Source organism: Streptomyces kanasensis, from assembly GCF_043077165.1.
In the GTDB taxonomy this organism is placed as follows: Bacteria; Actinomycetota; Actinomycetes; order Streptomycetales; family Streptomycetaceae; genus Streptomyces; species Streptomyces changanensis.
Window position 1 is genome coordinate 727,976 of sequence record NZ_JBIBSF010000002.1, and the last position, 23,144, is coordinate 751,119.

At 76.8% G+C, this 23,144-nt stretch carries 21 protein-coding genes; 11 read left to right on the plus strand and 10 right to left on the minus strand.

Annotation, left to right across the window (positions count from 1 at the left end):
• The first annotated feature begins 179 nt into the window (after positions 1-179).
• Entirely contained in the window at positions 180-929 is a 750-nt protein-coding gene (locus ACF053_RS08440) for a bifunctional DNA primase/polymerase (RefSeq protein ID WP_391953132.1), read from the plus strand.
• Between the two features lie 201 nt (positions 930-1,130).
• Here the strand turns inward: ACF053_RS08440 and ACF053_RS08445 are convergent, their stop codons facing one another.
• Together ACF053_RS08445 and ACF053_RS08450 are read right to left on the minus strand one after the other, a co-directional pair.
• Positions 1,131-2,081 carry a hypothetical protein gene (locus ACF053_RS08445; protein ID WP_391953221.1) on the minus strand — a complete coding sequence of 317 codons (951 nt, stop codon included), beginning with the start codon at positions 2,079-2,081 and terminating at the stop codon, positions 1,131-1,133.
• On the minus strand, positions 1,999-2,946 hold the full coding sequence (locus tag ACF053_RS08450) for an FTR1 family protein (protein ID WP_391953133.1): 948 nt from the start codon (positions 2,944-2,946) through the stop codon (positions 1,999-2,001). The genes ACF053_RS08445 and ACF053_RS08450 overlap by 83 nt, the downstream gene beginning before the upstream one ends.
• A gap of 468 nt (positions 2,947-3,414) precedes the next feature.
• On the opposite strand from ACF053_RS08450, the gene ACF053_RS08455 reads away from it, so the two are divergent.
• Positions 3,415-4,104, plus strand: coding sequence for a PhzF family phenazine biosynthesis protein (locus tag ACF053_RS08455; RefSeq protein WP_391953134.1), 690 nt, complete (start codon positions 3,415-3,417; stop codon positions 4,102-4,104).
• 9 nt (positions 4,105-4,113) lie between these two features.
• Here the strand turns inward: ACF053_RS08455 and ACF053_RS08460 are convergent, their stop codons facing one another.
• A complete protein-coding gene (locus ACF053_RS08460; RefSeq protein ID WP_391953135.1) occupies positions 4,114-4,785 on the minus strand; it encodes a biliverdin-producing heme oxygenase in 672 nt (223 codons plus the stop codon).
• 172 nt (positions 4,786-4,957) lie between these two features.
• A complete protein-coding gene (gene map / locus ACF053_RS08465; protein WP_391953136.1) occupies positions 4,958-5,815 on the minus strand; it encodes a type I methionyl aminopeptidase in 858 nt (285 codons plus the stop codon).
• Between the two features lie 59 nt (positions 5,816-5,874).
• Between map and ACF053_RS08470 the strand changes: the two genes are divergently transcribed.
• On the plus strand, positions 5,875-6,114 hold the full coding sequence (locus ACF053_RS08470) for a hypothetical protein (RefSeq protein ID WP_391953137.1): 240 nt from the start codon (positions 5,875-5,877) through the stop codon (positions 6,112-6,114).
• A gap of 141 nt (positions 6,115-6,255) precedes the next feature.
• Here ACF053_RS08470 and ACF053_RS08475 read toward each other — a convergent pair whose 3' ends face one another.
• Both ACF053_RS08475 and ACF053_RS08480 read right to left on the minus strand, forming a co-directional pair.
• A complete protein-coding gene (locus ACF053_RS08475; RefSeq protein WP_391953138.1) occupies positions 6,256-7,521 on the minus strand; it encodes an MFS transporter in 1,266 nt (421 codons plus the stop codon).
• A 45-nt stretch (positions 7,522-7,566) separates the two neighbouring features.
• Positions 7,567-8,178 carry a hypothetical protein gene (locus ACF053_RS08480; RefSeq protein WP_391953139.1) on the minus strand — a complete coding sequence of 204 codons (612 nt, stop codon included), beginning with the start codon at positions 8,176-8,178 and terminating at the stop codon, positions 7,567-7,569.
• Between the two features lie 91 nt (positions 8,179-8,269).
• Here ACF053_RS08480 and npdG point away from each other — a divergent pair, with 91 nt between their 5' ends.
• Both npdG and ACF053_RS08490 read left to right on the plus strand, forming a co-directional pair.
• Positions 8,270-8,989 (plus strand): NADPH-dependent F420 reductase, encoded by a 720-nt coding sequence (gene npdG, locus ACF053_RS08485; RefSeq protein ID WP_391953140.1) that lies wholly within the window; start codon positions 8,270-8,272, stop codon positions 8,987-8,989.
• A 355-nt stretch (positions 8,990-9,344) separates the two neighbouring features.
• A complete protein-coding gene (locus ACF053_RS08490; protein WP_198549400.1) occupies positions 9,345-9,515 on the plus strand; it encodes a hypothetical protein in 171 nt (56 codons plus the stop codon).
• Here the strand turns inward: ACF053_RS08490 and ACF053_RS08495 are convergent.
• Positions 9,505-10,338: a site-2 protease family protein gene (locus ACF053_RS08495; RefSeq protein WP_391953141.1), complete on the minus strand. Its 834-nt coding sequence runs from the start codon at positions 10,336-10,338 to the stop codon at positions 9,505-9,507. The two genes, ACF053_RS08490 and ACF053_RS08495, sit on opposite strands and share 11 nt — an antisense overlap.
• 56 nt (positions 10,339-10,394) lie before the next feature.
• On the opposite strand from ACF053_RS08495, the gene ACF053_RS08500 reads away from it, so the two are divergent.
• Positions 10,395-14,183, plus strand: coding sequence for an AfsR/SARP family transcriptional regulator (locus ACF053_RS08500; protein ID WP_391953142.1), 3,789 nt, complete (start codon positions 10,395-10,397; stop codon positions 14,181-14,183).
• Between the two features lie 5 nt (positions 14,184-14,188).
• Here ACF053_RS08500 and ACF053_RS08505 read toward each other — a convergent pair whose 3' ends face one another.
• The 3 genes from ACF053_RS08505 to panB all read right to left on the minus strand — a co-directional run bounded on the left by ACF053_RS08505 (position 14,189) and on the right by panB (position 17,253).
• A complete protein-coding gene (locus tag ACF053_RS08505) occupies positions 14,189-15,088 on the minus strand; it encodes an ABC transporter permease (protein WP_391953143.1) in 900 nt (299 codons plus the stop codon).
• Entirely contained in the window at positions 15,085-16,080 is a 996-nt protein-coding gene (locus ACF053_RS08510; RefSeq protein ID WP_391953144.1) for an ATP-binding cassette domain-containing protein, read from the minus strand. The genes ACF053_RS08505 and ACF053_RS08510 overlap by 4 nt, the downstream gene beginning before the upstream one ends.
• Before the next feature lie 285 nt (positions 16,081-16,365).
• Positions 16,366-17,253: a 3-methyl-2-oxobutanoate hydroxymethyltransferase gene (gene panB, locus ACF053_RS08515; RefSeq protein WP_391953145.1), complete on the minus strand. Its 888-nt coding sequence runs from the start codon at positions 17,251-17,253 to the stop codon at positions 16,366-16,368.
• Positions 17,254-17,395: 142 nt separating this feature from the next.
• On the opposite strand from panB, the gene ACF053_RS08520 reads away from it, so the two are divergent.
• From ACF053_RS08520 to ACF053_RS08540, 5 genes are all read left to right on the plus strand, one after another.
• Positions 17,396-19,015, plus strand: coding sequence for a DHA2 family efflux MFS transporter permease subunit (locus tag ACF053_RS08520; protein WP_391953146.1), 1,620 nt, complete (start codon positions 17,396-17,398; stop codon positions 19,013-19,015).
• 91 nt (positions 19,016-19,106) lie between these two features.
• Entirely contained in the window at positions 19,107-19,889 is a 783-nt protein-coding gene (locus ACF053_RS08525; protein ID WP_391953147.1) for a TetR/AcrR family transcriptional regulator, read from the plus strand.
• 322 nt (positions 19,890-20,211) lie between these two features.
• Entirely contained in the window at positions 20,212-21,159 is a 948-nt protein-coding gene (locus ACF053_RS08530) for an endonuclease/exonuclease/phosphatase family protein (protein WP_391953222.1), read from the plus strand.
• 161 nt (positions 21,160-21,320) lie between these two features.
• Positions 21,321-22,166 carry a DUF998 domain-containing protein gene (locus ACF053_RS08535; RefSeq protein ID WP_391953148.1) on the plus strand — a complete coding sequence of 282 codons (846 nt, stop codon included), beginning with the start codon at positions 21,321-21,323 and terminating at the stop codon, positions 22,164-22,166.
• Entirely contained in the window at positions 22,163-23,020 is an 858-nt protein-coding gene (locus tag ACF053_RS08540) for an alpha/beta fold hydrolase (protein WP_391953149.1), read from the plus strand. Before ACF053_RS08535 ends, ACF053_RS08540 begins: the two co-directional genes overlap by 4 nt.
• Positions 23,021-23,144 lie beyond the last annotated feature (124 nt).

Consider the following 23,144-nt stretch of genomic DNA (forward strand, 5'->3'; position numbering starts at 1 on the left):
CACGGTGAACGCCAGACGAACGGCGGGCATACCCCGACAAAACCCGGCAACCCGAACGGTCCGGCGGCCCTTCCGCCCACGGCGCCCGTCCCCAGGTTGGGAAGACCTGTCACCTGCGGTGCGCGATGGTGGGACCATGGCAGGGACCACAGGGGCTCGTATCAGGTGTGAGGGGATAGATGGGCGACGGTATCGGCCGCTACCGCGGCACGGAGAGCAAACTCGCGCAGTGGCTGCGCCGCCGCCCGAGGAAGCCCGCTGCCGACGTCCCGAGCCGGGAGGAACTCCTCCGGGCCTCGGCCGCCGCCGGACTGCCGCTCGCCCCCGCCGCGCATCCGGTCGGCTACCGCTGTTCCTGTGAGCGCATCGGCTGCCCGACGCCCGCCCGCCATCCGCTCTCCTTCGCCTGGCAGACGCAGTCGACCACCGACACCGAGCAGATCGAACGGTGGGCGCAGGGCCAGCCGCAGGCCAACTTCATCACCGCGACCGGCATCGTCCACGACGTCCTCGACGTTCCGCTGGAGGCCGGTCGCGCCGCGTTGGAGCGGCTCCTCGCGGAGGGCGTCGAGGTGGGCCCCGTGGCGGAGTCCGGGGAAGCGCTGGGCGGCGGCCGGGCGCTCTTCTTCACGGCCACGCGCGGCACGCCCGAGGACGAGGACGAGTGGTGGCCGTGCGAGCTGGACTGCCACCCCGAGACCATGGACGAGCACCCCGGCCTGCGCTGGCACTGCCGAGGCAGCTACGTCCTCGTCCCGCCGGCCCGGCTGCCCGGTGACCGTGCCGTGCAGTGGGTCCGCGGGCCCGAGCACCCGCTGCCGGACCCGCTGACGCTGCTGGAGGCGCTCACCGACGCCTGCGCCCGCCACGCCGACCGGTACGACGAACACGGCGAGCACCACGCGGTGGCCTGGCCGCTGACCCGCTGACCCGCTGACCCGCTGACCCGCTGACCGGCTGGGGGCCGTCGCCCGCCGGCCCGCCGCCCGCCGGTCCGTGCCGAGGGGCGCGACCGACCGCTCCGCTGACCGCCGAGGCCGTGACGGACTGACCCGCCCAGGCGGCGTCCCGGCGTCCCGGCGGTGGTCCGCCCGGCGGTGGTGCGCCGGGACGGCGGGTGCGGGACGGGGTCAGGAACCCTTCAGCGCCGTGACGCCCTGCATGCGGTTGACCACCCTCACCCGGTCGCCCTCGGCCCCGGCCGGTGCGACCCGCGCCGTGAGGCCCGCCACCCACTCCTTGGTCAGGGTGTTGCGCACGTCCCCGCTGAGCAGCGGCTTCTCCGCCGGGGTCACCTTCGGCCGGTACCCCTGCGCGGCCGTGCGCCGCTCGTAGAAGCGGGACGAGAAGAAGACCAGGGCCCCGCCGTCCTCGGTGACGAGGCCCACCGGCGCGAACGGGCCCGAGTCCAGCGCCTGGTCGGCGAACTGGAGCGCCAGCCCCGGCCGGTTGGCGATCCTCGTCCGGTTCTCCCGCAGCCCGGACGTGTGCGGGCCCGCGGCGAACACCTTCGGCTCGCCGGTCTTCAGGTACGCCGCGTACTCCCGGCTCAGGGTGGCGGGGGCCGCCGCGAGGGAGGCGCCGTCGGCCGGCGCGGCCTCCGCCCAGCCGTCCGCGTCCCGGCGGAAGGCGGGGACGTCGCCGGGGGCGAGGACGGCCAGGTGCGCCGCCTCCCACATCCGGTCGGAGCCCTCGCGCACGAACAGCAGCACCCAGCGGCTGTCGCCGGCGCCCCGGTCGGTGTCCAGGTTGGAGTCCGCGTCCGCGACGAACCAGCGCGGCCAGCCGGCCTTCTTCGGGATGGCCCACCGGACGTCGGACAGCTCCAGCGGCTTGTGGTCCGGGTTGCCGTCCGGGTGCGTCACCGAGCGGGCCTTCAGTCCGGCCTGGTTTATCGCCCCGAGCGAGCCGGTCACCCGGTGCGCGTCGAGGGACGGGTCGTACGCCCGGTCCGCGGCGTTGTACGCGGTGGTGAACTCCGCGAGCGCCCGTTCCGCCTCATCCGGCGTGGCCGTCGGTACCACCGCCCGCTCGCCGTGCACCGTCACGCACCCGCTCGCCGCCAGGGTCAGCGCCGCCACCGCCGCCACCGCGGCGAGCCGCCTGCGGCCCCGCGCCCGGCCCAGCCCCTCCACCAGCCCTCGCATCGGTTCTCTTCTGCTCCTCGACCCCGACCGGCAACGACCGACCGAACCCTACCGGGGCCGGTGCGCGGACGAACGCCGGGACCAGGAAGAGCACCCACACCGCGACCTGGAGCACGGACGGGTCCGGCCGTACCCCGAACGCACCCTCCAGCAGCGCCCCCGGCCAGCGCTCCGGCGACACGGCGCCGCCCAGGTCGAACGCCCGGCCCGCCCAGCCGCCGCCCGGCGCCACCGCGTCCTGCAACTCCCGCACGCCCTGCGCCAGTACCCCGGCCGCCACCACCAGCAGCGCACGGCCCGTCCAGGCGGCCGAACGGCGCGGTGGCAGGCGCCGTACGCCGGCGTGGACCGCCCAGCCGAGCAGTGCCGCGACCGCGAGGCCCAGCAGCACCATCCCCAGCGGGCCCGCCGATCCGGCTCCGTCACGGGCGGCCGACACCGTCGCCCACACGAACACGGCCGTCGCCAGGCCCTCCCGCGCCACCACGAGGAAGGCCGTGACCGCCGCGAACCCGGGGCGCACCCCGCCCGGCCGCAGCACCGCCAGGGCGACGCACGCGACGGCCGCGACGGACGGGACGCCGCCGAGGACCCGCCACGCCGTGGGCGTCAACTCCCGCGGTCCGAACTCCAGCACGGCGCCCAGGGCCAGGACCGCGACCGCCCCGGCGGCGGCCCCGCGCCACAGCGCCCGCGACCGGTCGCCCCGCCCGTCGCGTACGAGCCAGACGGCGAGCAGGCCGAGGAGCAGGGCGGTCTCCAGGCCGCCGCGCAGCCCTGCCAGATGGGAGCCGAGCACAGGAGGGGCCTTTCGGGTCGTCGGCCGTCACCGCGGTCGCGCGGTCCGGCGGATGTCGGTGGGGCGGTCGGTGGGATGGTCGTCGGTCGGTGGGCAGCCGTCGGCCGGTCACCATGGTCGGCGGTCGGCGGTCGGCGGTCGGCGGTCGCCGGTCGGCGGTCGCCGGTCGGGCGTCGTGCTGCCCGGCGGGCGGGGCGGCCGGCCACCCGCCCGCCCGGTCGTCGGCCACCGGCCGGAGCCCGCGAGCGTCCCGCCCGCCTACGGGCCGAACACCCGTCACCCGCAGGTCCCGGCGCGGTGGTTCGGGACGCGGGCGGTGTGCCGGGGCGGGCGGCGGTCCGTCCGCACACGGTAGCGAGCGGCCGCCGCCCCGCCGGCCGGCGGGGTCGGGAGGCGGCGTCCGGCGGGGTCGGGAGGCGGCGTCCCGTGTACCGGCCGGGCGGCCGGGTGCCGTGTTTGAATGCCCGGGTGAACACGGCACACGACGTCCTGGCGGTCTTCTGCGGCCCCGACGGGCGGCACGGCAACCGGCTCGGCGTCGTACGGGAGGGCCGCCACCATCCCGACGCGGGGTCCCGGCAGGTCCTCGCCAAGGAGCTGGGCCACCCCGGCACGGTGTTCGTCGACGACCCGGAACGGGGCGTCCTCGACATCCACGCGCCCGGCGCCCGCCTGCCCTTCGACGCCCATCCGGTCCTCGGCGCCGCCTGGCTGCTGGACCTGGAGGTGCTCGACCTGCCCGTCGGTGAGGTGTGGGCCCGTCACGACGGGGAGTTCACCTGGATCGAGGCCCGTCCCGAGTGGGCGCCGCCCTGCGAACTCGTCCGGTACGCGTCGGCGGCGGAGGTCGACGCGCTCGACGTGCCGCCGCCGGGGGCGCCCGGCGGCGCCGGAGTCCTCCCGGACGGGCCCGGGGGGACGGTCTACGCCTGGGCGTGGGAGGAGGAGGCCGCGGGTCGCGTGCGTGCCCGCGCCTTCCCCGGGCGAGGCGAGGGCGCGGGCGAGGACGGGGCGACGGGCGCGGGGGCGCTGCTCCTCACCGCCCTGCTCGGCCGCGCCCTCAACATCGTCCAGGGCGCGGGCGCGCAGATCGTGACCGCCCCGGGCCCCGACGGCGTGGTGGAACTGGGCGGCAGGGTCCGCCGGATCGGCGCGTGAGCACCGCGCTCACGCGCTGAGCGGGAACTCCCCGGCCAGCTCGCTGAAGACGGCGGTGTTGTGGGCGAAGGCCCGCTTGCACTCGTCCACGATCCGCTGGCGCTCCAGGTCGTCGGCGTTCACCCGGTCCAGCAGGTCGCGGTAGTCGCGCTTGAAGGCCGCGGGATTGCCGATGCCCTCGAAGACGTAGAAGCGGACGCCGTCGCCCTTGCGGGCGAAGCCCCAGGCGCGCTCCGCCCGGTCGCGGATGACCTGTCCGCCGGAGAGGTCCCCCAGGTAGCGCGTGTAGTGGTGGGCGACGTACCCCGCGGGCCAGGTGCGGGCGCACTCCTCGACGCGGGCGGCGTACGCGGCGGTGGCCGGCAGGGCCGAGACGCGGTCCCGCCAGTCGGGCCCGAGGAGGTGGGCGAGGTCCCGCTCCAGCGCCGGCGCCCGGAACAGCTCGCGCCGTACGAACGGTCCGGCGACGGGGTCGTCTGCGAGGCGGTCCGCACCCTCCTCCAGTGCCCGGTACACGAACCACAGCTGCTCGGTGTAGCGGGCGAAGGCGTCCACCCCCAGGCGGCCGCCGAGCATGTCGCCCATGAAGGAGGAGGTCTCCGCCTCCGTGTGCGCCGCGTGGGACGCGGTGCGGATCAGGGTCGAGAACGGGGTGGCGGGTGCGGTGGCGCTGGCGTCCAAGGCGGGCCTCCGGGACCGAGGGGTGCGTCGGCGTGACGGACGAGCGGGGCGGTGACCACCGGAAGCGCGCTGTGCGCGCGGCCCGCCGCCACCACCCCGATCTTCCTGCTTAGGCTTACCTAAGTCAACGCTTTCCGACGTCCTGTCGGTAAAACGGTACCCCTCTCCGGCGTCAGGGCAACGTGAGGATGTCGGCCCCGGTGTCCGTCACCACGAGCGTGTGCTCGAACTGGGCGGTCCGCTTGCGGTCCTTCGTCACGACGGTCCAGCCGTCGTCCCACATGTCGTACTCGTGGGTGCCGAGGGTGAGCATCGGCTCGATCGTGAAGGTCATGCCCGGCTGCATCACGGTCGTCGCGTGCGGCGAGTCGTAGTGCGGGACGATGAGGCCGGAGTGGAACGAGGTGCTGATGCCGTGCCCGGTGAAGTCCCGCACGACGCCATAGCCGAAGCGCTTGGCGTACGACTCGATGACCCGGCCGATGACGTTGATCTGCCGGCCCGGCCGGACCGCCTTGATCGCGCGGTTCAGCGCCTCGCGGGTCCGCTCGACGAGCAGCCGCGACTCCTCGTCGACGTCCCCGCAGAGGTAGGTGGCGTTGTTGTCGCCGTGGACGCCGTGGATGTACGCGGTGACGTCGAGGTTCACGATGTCGCCGTCGCGCAGGACCGTGGAGTCGGGGATGCCGTGGCAGATGACCTCGTTGACCGAGGCGCACAGGGACTTGGGGAAGCCCCGGTAGCCGAGGGTCGACGGGTAGGCGCCGTGGTCGCACATGTACTCGTGCGCGACGCGGTCGAGCTCGTCGGTGGTGACGCCCGGCGCGATGTGCTTCGCGGCCTCCTCCATCGCGCGCGCGGCGAGGGAGCCGGCGAGGCGCATCCGCTCGATGGTGTCGGAGTCCTGGACCTCGGGGCCGTCGTACGGCGCCGGCGCGGGCTTCCCGACGTACTCGGGGCGGCGGATGGATCCGGGGACGGAACGGGTGGGGGAGAGCTCCCCTGGGACGAGCAGCGACTGGCCAGACATGCCAGCGAGTCTAACCAGGGCCCGCGGGGGCACCATGGCGACAGAGGAAGGAGCGGGACATGGCCCTGTTCAAGAAACGCACGGCGGGCAAGCCGGGCGAGTGGTACTACTGCCTCCAGCACGGCAAGGTCGAGGAGGGTCCCGACTGCCCGGCGAAGGACCGGTTCGGTCCGTACCCGAGCCGGCAGGAGGCGGACCACGCGATGGAGACCGCCCGTGAGCGCAACCTCCAGTGGGAGAACGACCCCCGCTGGCACGACGGCGGTACGGGGGCGTCCGCCCCGGACCGGGAGGGCTGACCGTCCGGTGCGCCGCCGCACGGAGGCCCGTCCGTCCGCCGCGGTGCGGCCGTCCACCGCGGCGTGTCCGTCCGCCGCGGCCCGTCCGTCAGCCGCCCGTCGGCGGGACCTCCGGTCCGCCCGGCGGGGGCGACGGGCCCACTACGCGGCGGCTTCGCGGCGGCGGCGGGCGTCCTCGTCGGTCGCCGCGTCGTACGTGACGAGCTTCGGCAGCGCCGCCGCCAGCAGCGCCACCGCCGCCACGCACGCCACGCCGCCGCCCCAGACGGCGGGCCGCGTCCCGGTCCACCCGGCCATCGCCCCCGCTCGGACCTGGCCCAGCTGCGGGCCCACGCTGTACGACAGCACCTCGATGCCCGCCAGCCGCCCCCGCAGCTCGTCCGGGATCGTCTGGTTCCAGATCGTCGACCGGCCCAGACCGCTCAGCATGTCGCCCGCGCCCGCGAACGCCAGCGCCAGCAGGACCAGCCACACGTTCTCCAGCCACCCCGCGGCGGCCACGGCCAGCCCCCACCCGGCGGCGCCCACCACCACCATCAGCCCGTGCCGCCGCACCCGGGACGTCCAGCCGCTCGTCAGGCTGAGCAGCACCGACCCCACCGACCCCGCCGCGTACATCAGCCCCAGCGACCATTCCGCGTCCAGCTCGTCCGCGAGGAACGGGAACAGCGTGTGCGGGAAGGCGAGCAGCATCGCGGCCAGGTCGACGGCGTACGTGCCGAGCAGCACCGGCCGCGACCAGGCGTACCGCGCCCCCTCGGCGATCCCCCGCAGGGACGGCTTCGCCGAGCCCCGCGCGGGCGGGGCGGGCGACAGGCGCAGGCACAGCAGCACCGAGACGGCGAAGCAGCACACGGTCGTGGCGTACGCCGCCCCGTGACCCGCGTAGGCCACGACGAGCCCGGCGAGGGCCGGGCCGGCGATGGCACCGAGCTGCCAGCGCAGCGCGTTGAGCGCGGCGGACGCGGGGAGCTGGGCGTGCGGCACGATCCTCGCGATGAGCGAGTCCAGCGCGGGCCGCTGCAGCCCGGCCATGGCGGAGACGCCCGCCGCGACCACGTACAGCGGCCACAGCATCGGCCGGGGCGCGAGCGCGTTGAGGAGCAGCACCAGGGCCAGCAGGCCGAGGACCGCCTCGGTCGCCAGGATCACCCGGCGCCGGTCCACCGCGTCCGCCAGCGCGCCCCCGTACAGACCGCACACCACCAGCGGCACCAGCTCGACCGCGCCCATCGCGCCGACCGCCAGCGGCGAGTCCGTGAGGTCCTTGATCTGCAACGGCAGCGCGACCATCGCGGTGAAGCTGCCGAAGTACGCGACGAGGCCCTGCACCCACAGGAGGCGGAAGTCCCGGGAGGAGCGCCACGGCGACAGGTCGGGCAGCACGGCGGACAGCTTCGAGGTCACGGGGCGCCATGCTGGGCCCCGGTCGCCGCCCCCGGCAAGCCGTTTTCACCAGCGCTCGGGCGGCGGGGACGTCAGGTGGTCGGCGAGGCGGGAGAGCCGGTCGCGGAACCGGGTGCGCCGGCCGCGGGGCGCGGGCAGGCCGTTCTCGCCGGCCGCCGCGCTCACCAGGTGCTGCACCGTGTCCAGGTCCACTCCGCCCGAGCGCTCCGGGTCGACCGTGAGGCACTCGTGCGCCAGGCCCTGCACCTCCGGGACCCCGCCGTCCAGGGACAGCACGGTCGCGCCCGCCCGCCGCGCGTCGTGGACCCGCTCCAGCAGGCCGTCGTCCGGCCGGTCCGGCGCCACGAGCAGCAGCGTCGCCCCCCGGCCCGCCACCTCCAGCCGCCCCGGCCCGACCGACAGGTGCGCCGGATCGGCCGGGCTCACCCGGTGCCGCACGAGGGTGGGCGCCAGCTCCGGGCGTCCCGACCACATCGCCTCGTCCACCAGGTGCGCGGCCAGGTGCCACGGCTCGTACGCGGCCGTGCCCACCAGCAGCAGCCCGCCGCCCTGCGGCACGACCGACGACCGCAGCGCCCCGGCGAACCCGCGCGCCGCGGCCGGCCACGCGGTCCCGGCCAGCACTTCGCGGAGCAGGGCGACCCGTACGGCATCCATGGCGCCGCATCCTGCCCCGGCGGGCGGCCCGGCGCGCGGCCACCGCGGACCTGTCACCCGTACGGGCGCGGTGGCACGTAGTGTCACCTCCATGACTGAGACGGAGACCAAGAAGGCCCGCGACCCCTGGGAGCTGCCCGACGTGTCGGGCCTCGTCGTCGGCGTCCTCGGCGGCACCGGCGACCAGGGCCGCGGCCTCGCCTACCGGCTGGCCCGCGCCGGGCAGAAGGTGATCCTCGGCTCGCGCGCCGCCGACCGCGCCCGTGAGGCCGCCGCCGCGCTCGGCCTCGGCGTCGAGGGCGCCGACAACGCCGAGTGCGCCCGCCGCAGCGACGTCGTGATCGTCGCGGTGCCGTGGGACGGCCACGCGGTGACCCTGCGCGAGCTGCGCGAGGAGCTGCGCGGCAAGCTCGTCGTCGACTGCGTCAACCCGCTCGGCTTCGACAAGCAGGGCGCCTACGCCCTCACGCCCGCGGAGGGCAGCGCCGCCCAGCAGGCCGCGGAGCTGCTGCCGGAGTCGCGCGTGACGGCGGCGTTCCACCACCTGTCGGCGGTGCTGCTGCGCGACGAGACGATCGAGGAGATCGACACCGACGTGATGGTGCTCGGCGACAAGCGCGCCGACACCGACCTCGTGCAGGCGCTCGCCGCCCGCATCCCCGGCATGCGGGGCGTCTACGCCGGCCGGCTGCGCAACGCCCACCAGGTGGAGTCGCTCGTCGCGAACCTGATCTCCGTCAACCGCCGCTACAAGGCCCACGCGGGGCTGCGCGTCACCGACGTCGACGGAGCGGGCGCGCCCGGCGCCTGAGCCGCGCCCCACACGGCCGCCCCGGGGGCGCGCCGTCGTGGGCCCCGCCGTCGCAGCGCCTCGCCGTCGTGGGCCCCGCCGTCGTGGGCCCCGCCGTCGTGGGCCCCGCCGTCGTGGGGCCGACACCGGCCGGCCCGCGCCCGTCGGCTCGTGACCGGCGCGGGACACGGCCGCTGGATTCCGCGCCCGGTGGGTCCGCGCCGCCGGCCGGGCCGCCGCCCGCCGCGTGCCGGCCGGCGGGCAGCCCGTCCGGTCGCGTACCGGGTGGCGTCCGTGCGCCCGCGCGGAGGGCACCGGCGGGGATGGGGGACACTGGTCGGGCACCGTTCACCCCACCGGACAGGAGCCGACCCCCATGCCCCGCCTCGCCCTCTACACGCTCGTCGTGTGCGTCCTCGCCGCCGCGGCCGCCGTGGTCTCGTTCGTCCAGGGCAGCTGGCTCGGCATCGTGTGGGTGCTGCTGGCCGGCGTCTCCTCCAACATGAGCTGGTACTACTGGCGCCGCTCCCGCCAGGTCACCGGCTGACCCCCGGCACGGCCCCGCAGACCGCGCCCGGCTCCTGCCAGAAGCGGTAGAGGTCCAGCCCGCACCACGTCTCCTCCGCGCCCACGCCGAGCGTGCCGAGCACCCCGTGGACGAGGCCGAAGAACGCCTGGTTCACCTCCGGCGAGAACAACAGCACGAACACCGCGAGCAGCCCGTACGGCGCGAACGGCTCGACCGCCCGCCGCGCCCGCTCCGACAGCCACGGCTCCAGCACCCCGTACCCGTCCAGGCCCGGCACCGGCAGGAGGTTCAAGGCCGCCGCCGTCACCTGGAGCAGCGCGACGAACGCGAGGGCGGCGCGGAAGGCGCCCGGGACCCCGTCGAGGGCGCCCAGCCGGAACGGCGCGGTGCACACGGCCGCGAACAGGACGTTCGCCAGGGGCCCCGCCGCCGACACGAGACTGTGCCGGATCCGCCCTGGGATGCGGTGACGTTCGACGTAGACGGCGCCACCCGGCAGGCCGATGCCGCCCATCACCAGGAACAGCACCGGCAGCAGCACGCTGAGCACCGGGTGCGCGTACCGCAGCGGGTCGAGCGTCAGGTAGCCCTTGGCCGCGACCGACGCGTCCCCCGCGTGCAGCGCGGTCCGGGCGTGCGCGTACTCGTGGAGGCAGAGGGAGACCACCCAGGCGCCGGTGACGGCGAGGAACACGGCCACGCCCCGCCCCACGCCCCCGGACGCGGGCCCGGCCCCCGACCACACCGCCCAGCCGGCGGCGGCCGTCACGCCGGCGACGGCGAGGAACACGGGGCTGACGGCGCGGTCGCCACGGCGGCGGCGCCGGACGGCGGTTGCCATGCGGACCCTCCTCGGCCGGGGCGTCGACCGTACCCCGCGTCGCGCAGAATGGGCCCGTGCAGATCTCCGTACTCGGCCCGACGCAGGTCCACCGCGCGGACGGTACCCCCGTCCCGGTCGGCGGGGCACGGCTGCGCGCGCTGCTCACCGTCCTCGCGCTGCGCCCCGGGCGGGCCGTGCCGGTCGGGCTGCTCGTCGACGAGGTCTGGCACGGTGACGAGCCGCCCGCCGACGCCGTGGCCGCCCTGCAGGCACTGGTCGGCCGGTTGCGCCGGGCCCTCGGCGCCGGCGCGGTGGTGTCGGCGTCCGGCGGTTACCGGCTGGACGCCGCGGCGGACGACGTGGACGCGCACCGGTTCGAGCGGCTCGTCGCCGACGGCGTCCGCTGCCTGGACGCCGGCGACCCGGCCGAGGCGCTGCACGTGCTGGACGAGGCGCTCGGCCTGTGGCGGGACCCGGTCCTGGCGGACCTGCCCGGCCGGGCGGGGGAGACCGCGCGCTGGACCGCCCGGCGCGCCACCGCCGTCCGCAGCCGCCTCACGGCACTGGCGGCCCTGGGCCGCGCCGAGGAGGCGCTGCCGGAACTGACCGCCCTGTGCGCCACCGCCCCGCTCGACGAGCCCCTGCACGCGCTGCACATCCGCACACTGCGCGACGCGGGCCGCCCGGCCGCGGCCCTCGCCGCGTACGAGGCGGTCCGCCGTGACCTGGCCGGCCGCCTGGGCACCGACCCGGGCCCGGAGCTGCGCGCCCTCCACGCGGAACTGCTGGCCCCGGCCCCGGCTCCGGCCCCGGGCGCGGACCCGGCCCCGGCTTGGGCCCCGGCCCGTGGCCCGGCCCCGGCCCCGGGCCTCCCGCCGGCCCCTGGGCCGGCCCCCGCGCCGGGTCCGCCCCCGGCCCCCGCACCGGGTGTGGCCGGGGTGCCCGGACCGGGCGGTGCGCCCGAGGCGGACGGCGTGCCCGGTGGGCCGGGCGCGCTGCCCGGAGCGTCCGGCGGGAGTGGCGAGCCCGGTGGGCACGGGGCCGCCCGGCCGGTGCCCGGCCCGGACGCGCCGGCGCCCCCGGGGGGGCCGGCCGCCTTCGACGGGTCCGCCGAGGGACAGTCCGGAGCGGCGCCGCACGGCCAGGCTGCGCGCGCCACGGGGGCGGCCCCCGCCGACCCGACCACCGAACGGCCGCCCGGCACGGGGACGTACGGCACGGGAACGTACGGCGCCGTGCCGTACCCCGCGGGGACGGCCGCGGACGCGTCCCCCCCGGCGGCGGCGCCCGCCACCCACCCCGAGCCCCGCCGCGACCCGGGCGCCGAGCTCCGCCGCGACCCGGGTCCCGGGGCCCCGCCCGGGAACCTGCGGGCGCGGCTGACCAGCTTCGTCGGGCGGGACGAGGACATCGGCGCCATCCTCGGGGACCTCGACCGGGCGCGGCTCGTGACGCTGCTCGGGCCCGGCGGAGCCGGCAAGACCCGGCTGTCCCAGGAGGCCGCCGAGCGCGGCGCCGACCGGTGGCCCGACGGGGTGTGGGTGGTCGAACTGGCCCCGGTCGCCGACCCCGACGCCGTACCCGAGGCCGTGCTGACCGCGCTCGGCGCGCGGCAGACGGTGCTGCGCGGCGCGGGGGCCGAGGAGCTGCGCGCCGCCGAACCCCGCGGCAACGACCCCCTCGTCCGGCTCGCCGAGCACTGCGGCCCACGCCGCCTGCTGCTCCTGCTCGACAACTGCGAGCACGTGGTCGGTGCCGCCGCCCGCCTCGCCCACCACCTGCTGGAGCGCTGCCCCGGCCTGACCGTGCTCGCCACCAGCCGCGAGCCCCTCGCCGTCGGCGGGGAGGTCGTGCGCCCGGTCGAGCCGCTGCCCGCCCCCGTGGCCCTGCGCCTGCTCGGCGAGCGCGGGGCCGCCGCCCGGCCGGGGTTCGCCACCGGGAGCGACCCCGAGGCGTGCGCCGAGATCTGCCGGCGCCTGGACGGCCTGCCGCTCGCCATCGAACTGGCCGCCGCCCGCCTCCGCTTCTTGACGCCCCGTCAGATAGCGGACCGGCTCGACGACCGCTTCCGCCTCCTCACCGGCGGCAGCCGCACCGTCCTGCCCCGCCAGCAGACGCTGCGGGCCGTCGTCGACTGGTCCTGGGACCTGCTGGACGGACCCGAGCGCGCCGTGCTGCGCCGCCTGGCCGTCTTCTCCGGCGGCTGTGCCCTCGACGCCGCCGAGGCGGTGTGCGCCGCCCCCGACACCCTCGACCTGCTCGGCTCCCTCGTCGACAAGTCCCTCGTCGTCGCCTCGCCGGGCGACGACGGCGAGATGCGCTACCGCCTCCTGGAGACCGTCGCCGAGTACGCCGCCGAGCGCCTCGACGAGGCCGCCGAGCGCTCCGCCACCGAGCGCCGCCACCTCGTCCACTACCGCGAACTCGCCCGTACCACCGATCCGTTGCTGCGCGGTGCGGGCCAGCGTGCCGCCCTGGCCCGGCTCCAGCGCGAGTACGGCAACCTCCGCGCCGCCCTGCGCCGCGCCGTCGCCGCCCGCGACGAGCAGGAGAGCCTCTGCCTCGTGCTGTCCCTCGCCTGGTACTGGCAGATGCGCGACCTGCGCTCCGACGCCCGGCAGTGGTCCGAGGCCGCGGCCGCGCTCGGCCCCGACCCGTTCGTCCCACCCGTCGCCCCCGTCCCGCCGATCGCCGAGCGCTGCACCGACGCGCCACCCCCCATGGGCCGCGAACTCCTCACGGAAGCGCGCCGGCAGGTCCGGCTCGTGCACATGGTCAACATGGACCACGAGCAGGCCGCCTGGGCCACCACCGGCCGCGCCCTGCTGGAGCGGGCCGCGCGGGCGTACCGGCCGGGGCTGCCCCAGGGGTGCCGGATGCCCGGCTTCCTGTGGATCCTCGCCGTCCTCCTCTCGGGCGACGGCTCCCGGCTGCACGCGCTCCTCGACTCGACCGTCGACACCGCCCGCGCCCTCGGCTACGACTGGGACCTCGCCCACGCCCTCCAGTGGCGCGCCAACGTCCTCGCCAACCGCAGCTCCCTGGCGGCCGAGGCGTGCCGGGACGCCGACGAGGCGTTGGAGATCTTCCTCCGCCTCGGCGACTCCTGGGGCGCCGCCGAGGCGCTCGCCGCCCGCGGCGAGGCCCGCGAGAACCGCGGCGAGTACGCGGGCGCCGCCGCCGACTACCAGGCCGCCGTCGGCCACGCCGAACGGCTCGCGGCCCAGGCCCAGGTGCTGCTGCTGCGCACCCGGTACGCCGGCGTCCTCCCCGAACTGGGCCGTGCCGAGGAGTCGGAGGCCATCCTGCGGGACGTCCTCGCCAGGGGGCGGGGCGCCGGCCACGAGGCGGGCCCCGCGGCCCGGCTCCACCTCTCCGTGCACCTCGGCCGCACCGGCCGCACGGCCGAGGCGCGCGAGCTGCTCGGCATCCTGCGCGAGGAGTTCGGCACGCAGACGCTCTCGCTCTTCGATGGCTTCACCCTCGGCTGCCTCGCCTGGCTGGACACCCTGGAGGGCCGGCACGCCGAGGCGCTGGACCTCGCCACGCGGGCGCTGCGCAGGTGCCGCGAACCGCTGTCCATGATGGTCGCGCCGCAGATGGCGGCGGGCCACCTGGTCACGGCCGCGCGGGCGCTGGCGGGCCTGGGCGGCGGCCGCGCCCGTACGGCGGCGGTCCTGCTCGGCGCCCACCCGGGTCTGCTGCCGGAGGGCCACGTGGCGTCGTCGATGGAGCGCGACGCCCTGGCCGCGGCCGAGGCCGCCGCCCGCGCGGCCCTCGGCGGGGCCGCCTTCGACGCCGCGTACGCCGAGGGCGGCGGCCTCGGCTTCGACGAGGCCGCCGCCCTGCTCGAAGGGGCGTGACGCGCTCACGCGTGCCGGCGGAACCGGGCGACCGCCAGCGGGGCCGTGACCAGCGTGATGGCCGCCGCCCAGCCGAGGGTCATCCACACCGATCCGGCGACCGGGCCGCCGTTGACGAGGTTGCGCGCCGCGTCGGCCAGGGCGGAGAGCGGGTTGCAGTCGGTGAAGGCGCGCAGCCAGTCGGGCATCGACTCCGGCGGCGCGAAGATCGACGACCCGAACTGCAGCGGCATCAGCACGAGCATGGCCACTCCCTGGACCGTCTGGGCGGTCTGGAGGCTCAGCCCCAGGAGGATGAAGATCCACATGAGGGAGGTGCCGAAGAGCACCGACAGGCCCACCGCCGCCAGCAGGTGCAGCGGCGAGGTCGCGACCTCGAAGCCCAGCGCGAACCCCATGGCGAGCAGGATCGCGGTGGCGACCACCATCCGGCCCGCCTCCACGATGATCCTCGCGACGAGGACGGACGACCGGGCGATCGGCATGGTCCGGAACCGGTCCATGACGCCCTTCTTGACGTCGTCGTTGATGCCGGTGCCCATGCCCATGGCGATGTTGAGGCCCATCATCGCCATCAGGCCGGGGATCAGGTAGTTCACGTAGTCCTGCTGGTTGCCCTTGCCGGAGATCGCGCCGCCGAAGACGTGCACGAACAGCAGCGTGAGGACGACCGGCATGAGCAGGACGTCGAACATCGCCTCCGGGTTCTGCTTGATCTGCAGGACGTTGCGGCGGGTCAGCGCGCCGATGTGCCGCAGGTGGGCGCGTGCCCCGATGCGGCCCTCGCCGGTGGGCCGCGCCGGGGCGGGGCGGCGCGGCGGCACCGGGGCGCGGACGGCCCGCGTCGCGGCCGTCGCGGGCGTCGGGGACGGTGACGGTGTCGCGGTGTTCGTGCCGGTGCTCATGCGGCCACCTCCTGGGGGTGCTCGTCGGACTGCGGGGTGGCGCGTTCGCCGGTGATCGCGAGGAACACCTCGTCCAGGCTGGGCAGGTGCGTCCCGATGTGGGCGATGCCGTGGCCGCCCGCGGCCAGCAGCCCGACCACGGCGGTCAGTTGACCGTCGCTGAGGACGGGCACGTACAGCCGGCCCTCGTCGTGGACGACCGTGGCGCCCGCGGGACCGGCCAGCCCCGACTCGTCGAGCGCCCGTGCCATGGCGGGCAGGTCGCCCGGGTCGACGGGCCGGACCTGGAGGGTGCGACCGCCGACCTTCGCCTTCAGCTCGTCCACCGCGCCCCGGGCGATCACCCGGCCGCGGTCGACGACCGTCAGCTCGCTCGCCAGCTGCTCGGCCTCCTCCATGTACTGGGTGGTGAGCAGCACGGTGCTGCCCTCCTGGACCATGCGCCGCACCTCGTCCCACACCTCGTTGCGGGTGCGCGGGTCGAGGCCGGTGGTCGGCTCGTCCAGGTAGAGCACCGCGGGCCGGCCGATCATGGAGGCGGCCAGGTCCAGGCGGCGCCGCATGCCGCCCGAGTACTGCGCGGCGGGCCGGCGGGCCGCTTCGGTGAGCGAGAACCGCTCCAGCATCTCGTCGGCGCGCGCCCGGGCGTCCCGGCGGGACAGGTCGAGCAGCCGGCCGATCATGTAGAGGTTCTCCCAGCCGGAGAGCTTCTCGTCCACGGAGGCGTACTGGCCGGTCAGCCCGATGGCGCGGCGCAGTGCGCGCGGCTGGCGCAGCACGTCGCAGCCGGCGACGGTCGCGGTGCCGGCGTCGGGGACGACCAGGGTGGACAGGCAGCGGACGAGCGTGGTCTTGCCGGCGCCGTTGGGCCCCAGCACGCCGAGGACGGTGCCCTCGCGCACGTCGAGGTCCACCCCGTCCAGCGCCTTCGTCGCGCCGTAGTGCTTGACGAGGCCGCGTACCTCGACGGCGTTGGTGTCGGATCGTGTCATGCCCCCAGGGGACCAGGGCGCGCCGACAGGCCCCCGACAGCCCGCCGACAGCCCGCCGACAGATCCTCGCAGCCCACCGACAGACCCACCGGCGGGGCGCCGAGAGGCCACCCGCGGGCCACCCGCCGGCCACCGGGGCGGGCCGCCGAACGGGCCACCCGCGGGACGCCGGCGGCGGGGCGACGGGCCGGGACGCCCGACAGCCCGCCGATGGGGGAAGTCGGCGGGCTGTCGTCCGTACCGCGGTGGCCGGAGGGGAACGGTCCCCCTGGAGGAACGGTTCCGCTAGTGGAAGCTGTGCTCCTCGGCGGGGAACGCCCCGCCGGCGACGTCGTCCGCGAACGCCTGCGCCGCGTCGCCCAGCGTGCGGCGCAGGTCGGCGTACTGCTTGGTGAACCGCGGCACCTTGCCGCCGGTCAGTCCGGCCATGTCCGTCCAGACCAGCACCTGCGCGTCGGTGCCCGCGCCGGCGCCGATGCCGATCGTGGGGACGTGCAGCGACCGGGTGACCTCCGCGGCCAGCTCCGCCGGCACCAGTTCCAGCACCACGGCGAACGCCCCCGCGTCCTGGGCGGCCTTGGCGTCCCGCAGCAGGCGGTGCGCGTCCTCGTCGGCGCGGCCCTGCACGCGGTACCCCATGGTGTTCACGGACTGCGGGGTCAGGCCCAGGTGCGACATCACGGGGATGCCGGCCTGTACCAGCGTCTCCGTCTGCGCCAGCGACCGTTCGCCGCCCTCCAGCTTCACCGCGCCCACGCCGGCCTCCTTGACCAGCCGCGTCGCCGACCGCAGGGCCTGTACCGGACCCTCCTGGTACGAGCCGAACGGCAGGTCGCCCACGATGAGCGCGCGCCTCGTGCCGCGGACGACGGCCGCCGACAGGATGGCCATCTCGTCCAGCGTGACCGGCACGGTGGTGTCGTAGCCCAGGTGGCAGTTGCCCATCGAGTCGCCGACCAGCAGGACCGGGATGCCGGCCTCGTCGAAGACGGACGCGGTCATCGCGTCGTACGCCGTGAGCATGGGCCACTTCTCGCCGCGCTGCTTGGCGGCGGCGATGTCGTGGACGGTGACGCGGCGCGTGCCCGTGCCGCCGTACAGCGCCTTGGGGTGCTTGCCCCCGGCGTCCCCGCCGCTGTCCCCGGACGGTTTCGGGGCAGGCTGAAGCGTCATGTGGATCGGCTCCTTCGTCATCTCGAGGCGCCCTGACGGCGTCCCCGGACCACGTCCATGGTGGCACTTCGTGCCGCACCGGGGGAAGTGGGGGGAGTAATACGAGACGGCGACGTATCGGTATCCGGCCTACGGTGGATCCATGGACCGGCCCCCGCGCCCCCCGCGCGACCCCCGCCCCCTCCACCCGGCCGTCCCGGCGGACGTCCACCGCCGCCGCTGGGTGATCCTCGCGGTGCTCATGCTCAGCCTGCTCTTCGTCGTGCTGGACAACTCGATCCTCAACGTCGCCGTCAAGACCATCGCCGGCCCGCCGCCCACCGGGCTGGGTGCCACGCAGAGCCAGCTGGAGTGGGCGATCAACGCCTACGCGCTGGTCTTCGCCGGACTGCTGTTCACCGCGGGCCTCGTGGGCGACCGGCTCGGCCGCCGCCGGACGCTGCTGTTCGGCACCGTCGTCTTCGGCGTCTCCTCGGCGCTGGCCGCCCTCGCCGACTCGCCCGTCGAGCTGGTCGCCTACCGCGCGGTGATGGGCTTCGGCGCGGCCTTCGTCATGCCGGCCACGCTCGCCATCCTCATGAACGTCTTCGAACGGGACGAACAGCCGCGGGCCATCGGCGTGTGGGTCGGCGCGGTCGGCGTGGCCATCGCCGTCGGGCCGGTCACCGGCGGACTGCTCCTGGAGCACTTCTGGTGGGGCTCCATCTTCCTGGTCAACGTCCCCGTGGTGATCGTCTCGCTGATCGCCGTCGTCGCCGTGGTGCCGGAGTCGCGCGACCCCGCGCCCGGCCGGACCGATCCCGGTGGGGTGGTGCTGTCGATCGTCGGCCTGGTGCTGCTGGTGTTCGGCATCATCCGCGGCGGTGAGCTGGCCGACCTGACCGACTGGACGGTGGTGCTGCCCGTCGCGGGCGGCGTCCTCGTCCTCGCCGCGTTCGTCGCGCACGAGCGGCGCACCGCCCACCCGGCGCTCGACATGGCGTACTTCCGGCAGCCGGTCTTCTCCGCGGCCGTCGGCGGGATCGCCCTCGTGTTCTTCGCCCTCATGGGCGTCACCTTCGTCTCCGTCTTCTACCTGCAGAGCGTGCGCGGCTTCAGCCCGCTCGAGGCGGGGCTGCTCCTGCTGCCCCTCGCCGTGACGCAGCTGCTGTTCGCCCCGCGCTCCCGGCTGGCGGTGCGGCGCTTCGGGGCGCGTGCGGTGTGCGCGTCCGGGCTGCTGCTCGTCGCCGCCTGCCTGGCCGCGTTCACCGGCTTCGACACCGGCACGCCGGTGTGGGTCGTCGAACTCGTCCTGTTCGCGCAGGGCGCGGGCATGGCGCACGTGATGCCGCCGGTGACGGTGGCCGTCATGCAGGCCCTGCCCCGTGAGAAGGCCGGGTCCGGCTCGGCGGTCAACAACACCTTCCGGCAGATCGGCGGGGCCCTCGGCGTCGCCGTGCTGGGCTCGCTGCTGTCCGGGGTGTACCGGGACGGCATCGAGGGGCACCTCGCCCCCGTACCGGCGGCCGAGCGCGCCGGCGCGGGCGAGTCCGTCGAGGCGACCCTGGCCGCCGCCCGGCAGCTCGGCGCGGCGGGCGAGGCGCTCGTGGCGCCCGCGCAGACGGCGTTCCTGCACGCCATGCACGTCACCTCCCTGTGCGCGGCCGCCGTCGCCGTCCTCGGCGCGTGCGTGGTGGGCGCCTTCCTGCCCGGCCGGGGCGCGGCACCCGGCGACCACGGGCGCGTGACGGGGGGCGGCGCGCGGGAATCCGTCCCCCGCTGACGCGGCCCGGTGGTCGGGGCCGAGCGCACGCCCCGACCACCGGCGCCACCCCGACCCGTCCGTACGTCCGTCCCGGCTGGAGGTGCAGCCCGTGCCCCCGCGACCACCCCGGCGCCCGCACGCCCCCCACGACGCCGACGCGCCCACCGGGGCCCCGACCCCGGCCGGGGCCCCGGGCCCACCGGCCCCGGCCCCGGGCCCGGCGCCGGCCGACGCGCCCGCCCCGGAGGCTCCTGCCTCCCCCGCCCCCGCCGCCCCGGCTCCCGCCGCCCCGCCCGTCCGGCGGGGCCGGCCGCGGAGCGAGGCGGCGGAACGGGCCATCCTCGACGCCGCCGTACGGCTGCTGGAGGACGGCGTCCCGCTCGCCGAGCTGTCCATGGAGCGGATCGCCCGCACCGCCGGCGTCGGCAAGGCCACCGTCTACCGCCGCTGGCCGGGCAAGGAGGAGCTGTTCGTCGACCTCATCCGGTCCGCCGAGCCCGCACAGCCCGAGCTGCCCGGGACCTCCGTGCGCGACGACCTCGTGGCGCTCCTGGAAGCGGTGCGCCGGCGCGGCGCCGCCAAACGCTCCTCCGCCGTCCTGCACACCGTCTTCGCCCAGCTCCGCGGCTACCCCCGGCTCTGGGACGCCTACCGCCGCGCCGTGCTCCAACCGCACCGCCGCGCCACCCTCGACGTACTGCGGCGGGGCGTCGGGACCGGTGAGATCCGCCCCGACGCGGACGTCGAGCTGCTCGGCGACCTGTTCGTGGGCCCCGTCCTGCTCCGCGCCTTCGTCGCCCCGGACACCCCGCTCGACGAGGACCTGCCCGCCCGGGTCGTCGACGCCGTCCTCGCCGGCGCGGCGGAGGACCCGCCCGCCACGGGCCCGTGAGGACCACCCCCGCCGGCCGGTGGCACCGCCCGCGGACCCGCGCGTACCGCCCCGCCCCCCCCCGCCCGGCCCGTGGCGGCCCCGGGTCGGAAGTGTGCGCGTTTCGTCACAACCGGCGCATCGACCGCAACCCCAGGAACCCCGCCCGGTGGCGGGTTCGTCCCTGACTCCGTACGGCCGTTCCGTGATCGCCTAGGGTCGTGGTCCGGTACGGCGGAAACCAGCAGCACGTGAGGACGAGGGAATGGCGCAGGCGGACGACATGACGGAGACGGGGAACGGCACCGCGGAAGAGCGGCGCGCCGGATCCCGGGTCCGCTCGGTGGTCGACCGCTGGCGGCGCGACCCGGGGATCTGGCGGCGCGGCACGGTGGTCTCGGTGTCGGCGCTGCTGCTCGCGCTCCTGATGGTGCTGCACCGCCACATCCCCAACGACATCGGCAACACGGGCAGCCTCATCGAGACGTTCCTGCCCTGGTTCGGCCTCTTCGTCCCGGTCCTCGCGGGCCTGGCCCTGCTGCGCCGCTCCGCCACCGCCCTCATCGCGGTCCTCGTCCCGGCGATCGTGTGGGCCAACCTCTTCGGCGGCCTCGTCACCGACAAGAGCGGCACCGGCGGGGACCTCACGGTCGTCACCCACAACGTCAACGCCGACAACCCCGACCCCGAGGGCACGGCCCGCGCCGTCGCCGGGTCCGGGGCGGACGTGCTGGCCCTGGTGGAGCTCAAGCCCGGCATGGTCCCGGTGTACGAGGCGGCGCTCGCCGACGCCTACCCGCACCACTCCGTGCGCGGCACGGTCGGCGTGTGGAGCCGGTACCCCCTGGGCGACAGCCGGCCGGTCGACATCCGCATGGGCTGGACCCGCGCGATGCGCACCACCGTCGCCGCCCCGGACGGACCGGTCGCCGTGTACGTCGCCCACCTGCCGTCCGTGCGGGTCAAGCTGAAGGCCGGCTTCACCGCCAACCAGCGCGACCGCAGCGCCGACCAGCTCGGCCAGGCCATCGCCCAGGAGCCCGAGCGCCGCGTCATCCTCCTCGGCGACCTCAACGGCACCATGAACGACCGCTCGCTCAACGCGGTCACCTCGCAGTTGCGCTCCACCCAGGGCGCGGCCGGCGACGGCATGGGCTTCAGTTGGCCGGCGGCGTTCCCGATGGCCCGCATCGACCAGATCCTGGTCCGCGGCGTCGAACCGGTCGCCTCCTGGTCCCTGCCCCGCACGGACAGCGACCACCTGCCCATCGCCGCCCGGGTCACCTTCTGACGCCCGGGCGCGGGGAGCGCGGCACGCGGGGAGCGGCGCAGGCCCCCGGGCCCGGGGCCGGTGGCGGCGGACACCTGCCGGGGGACGGCGGCGTACCCCCGCCCCCGAACCCGGCGGGCACCCCCCTTGCGGGGCGTGCGGGCCGCACCGATCATGGATCCATGACGCCGCCGCGCCCCCGCCGGACCGCTCGGCTCCGGTGCGTGGCCGTCCTCCTCGTCCTCGGGGCCCTGACCTACAGCGCCTGGCTCGCCGAACTTCCGCTGCACACGGGCCTGGACCCGGTGCAGTCGTACGTCAGCGAACTCGCCGCCACCGACCAGCCCCTGGGCACCGTCTTCCGCACCACCGACCTCGTCGCCGGGGTGCTGCTGCTCGCCGCCGCGCTGCTGGCCCTGACGGCGGTCGAGCGCCGCTTCTGGTCGGTGGCCGGCTGGGCGGCCCTCGCGGTGTTCGGGGCCGCCACCGCCGCCGACTCGCGGCTGCCGCTCAGCTGCGCGCCCACCGTCGACGCCGCGTGCGTCGCCCGCGAGGACGCAGGCCTGGTCCCGGCCACGCACACCGCGCACGCCGTGAGTTCCACGCTCGCCATGGCCGGCGCCGTCACGGCGGTCGTCGCGCTCACCGTCGCGGCCCGCCGCTACGGCTGGTGGCCGCTCCTCGCCCGTACCGGCCCGCTGCTCGTGCCCCTCGTCCTCGCCGCGACGGCCTGGACGCTCGCGGCGGTCACGGCGTTCGAGGCCGAGCGCGGCCACTGGGCGCTGGGCGCCGGTCAGCGGCTGCAGCTGCTGCTGCTCGCCCTCTGGCTGCTCCTGCTGGCCCGCACCCTGCCGCGGCCGCCCACCGGCGACCGCGGGCGGCCCGGCCGGGCGGAGCGGGCCTGCGACCGGCAGCGGCCCGGGCAGGCGGACGGGGCCGACGGGGCCGGACCCACCCACCGGGACGAGGCGGCGCAGCGGGGACGGCGGGTCGAGCCCACCGAGCGGCGGGCGGAGCGCGCGCGATGAGCGGGGCCCCGCCGGGGAGCCGCTTCGTCCGCGTCGGGGGAGTGCCCCACCACGTGACCGTCACCGGCAGCGGACCGGTGTGCGTGCTGAGCGCCGGGCTCGCGCTGTGCTGGTTCGACTGGGACCCGGTGGTGCCGCTGCTCGCCCCGCACCGCACGGTCGTCCGGTTCGACCGCCCGGGACACGGGCTGAGCGGCCCCGCCGCGGAGGCCCCCACCGCTCGGGGCGAGGCCGCGCGGGTCGCCGCCCTCCTGGACGCGCTCGGCCTGGCCGGGGAGCCCGCCACCGTCGTCGGCCACTCCCTCGCGGGCTTCCACGCCGAGGCGTTCGCCCGGCTGCACCCGGCGCGGGCGGCGGGGCTGGTCCTGGTCGACTCGTCCGTCGAGGAGGCCCCCCGACCCCCGCGCGCCCCGGCGCTGCGCACCGCCGCTGCGCTCGCCGCCGGCACGGCCCTGGCCGCCGTGGGCGCACCGGCAGCGCTCGGCCCGGCCGCCCGCCGCGCGGCGGTCCGCCTCTCCCGCGCGGGCCACGCGCCGGACCCGGCACCCGCCGAGCCGGTACGCCGCTGCTACCGCACCCGCCGGGTGCTGCGCGGCGCCTTGCTGGAGAACGCGCACTACACGGCGGTCGCCGCCGAACTGGCGGCGGTGCGCGCGCGGTACCCGCTCCCCGCCGGGCTGCCCGTCGCGGTACTCGCCGCGCCCGGTTCCCCGCGGGCGGACGACCGCTGGACGGCCCGTCAGCGGGACCTCGCGCGGGCCCTGGACGCCCGCCTCACCGTCGTCCGGGGCGCGGGCCACCTGATGATGCTGGACCGTCCCGACGCGGTCGCCGGGGCGGTCCTGCAGCGCTGAGGGGCCGTATCGGTGCGGGGCCGCGTACCGCCGATCCGTACCGCACCGCCGAAGCGTCCCGTACCGCCGCGGTCGGAGCGGGGGCACCCAGGGGCGGCGGTGCGGCCGGCCGCGGTCTCCCCGC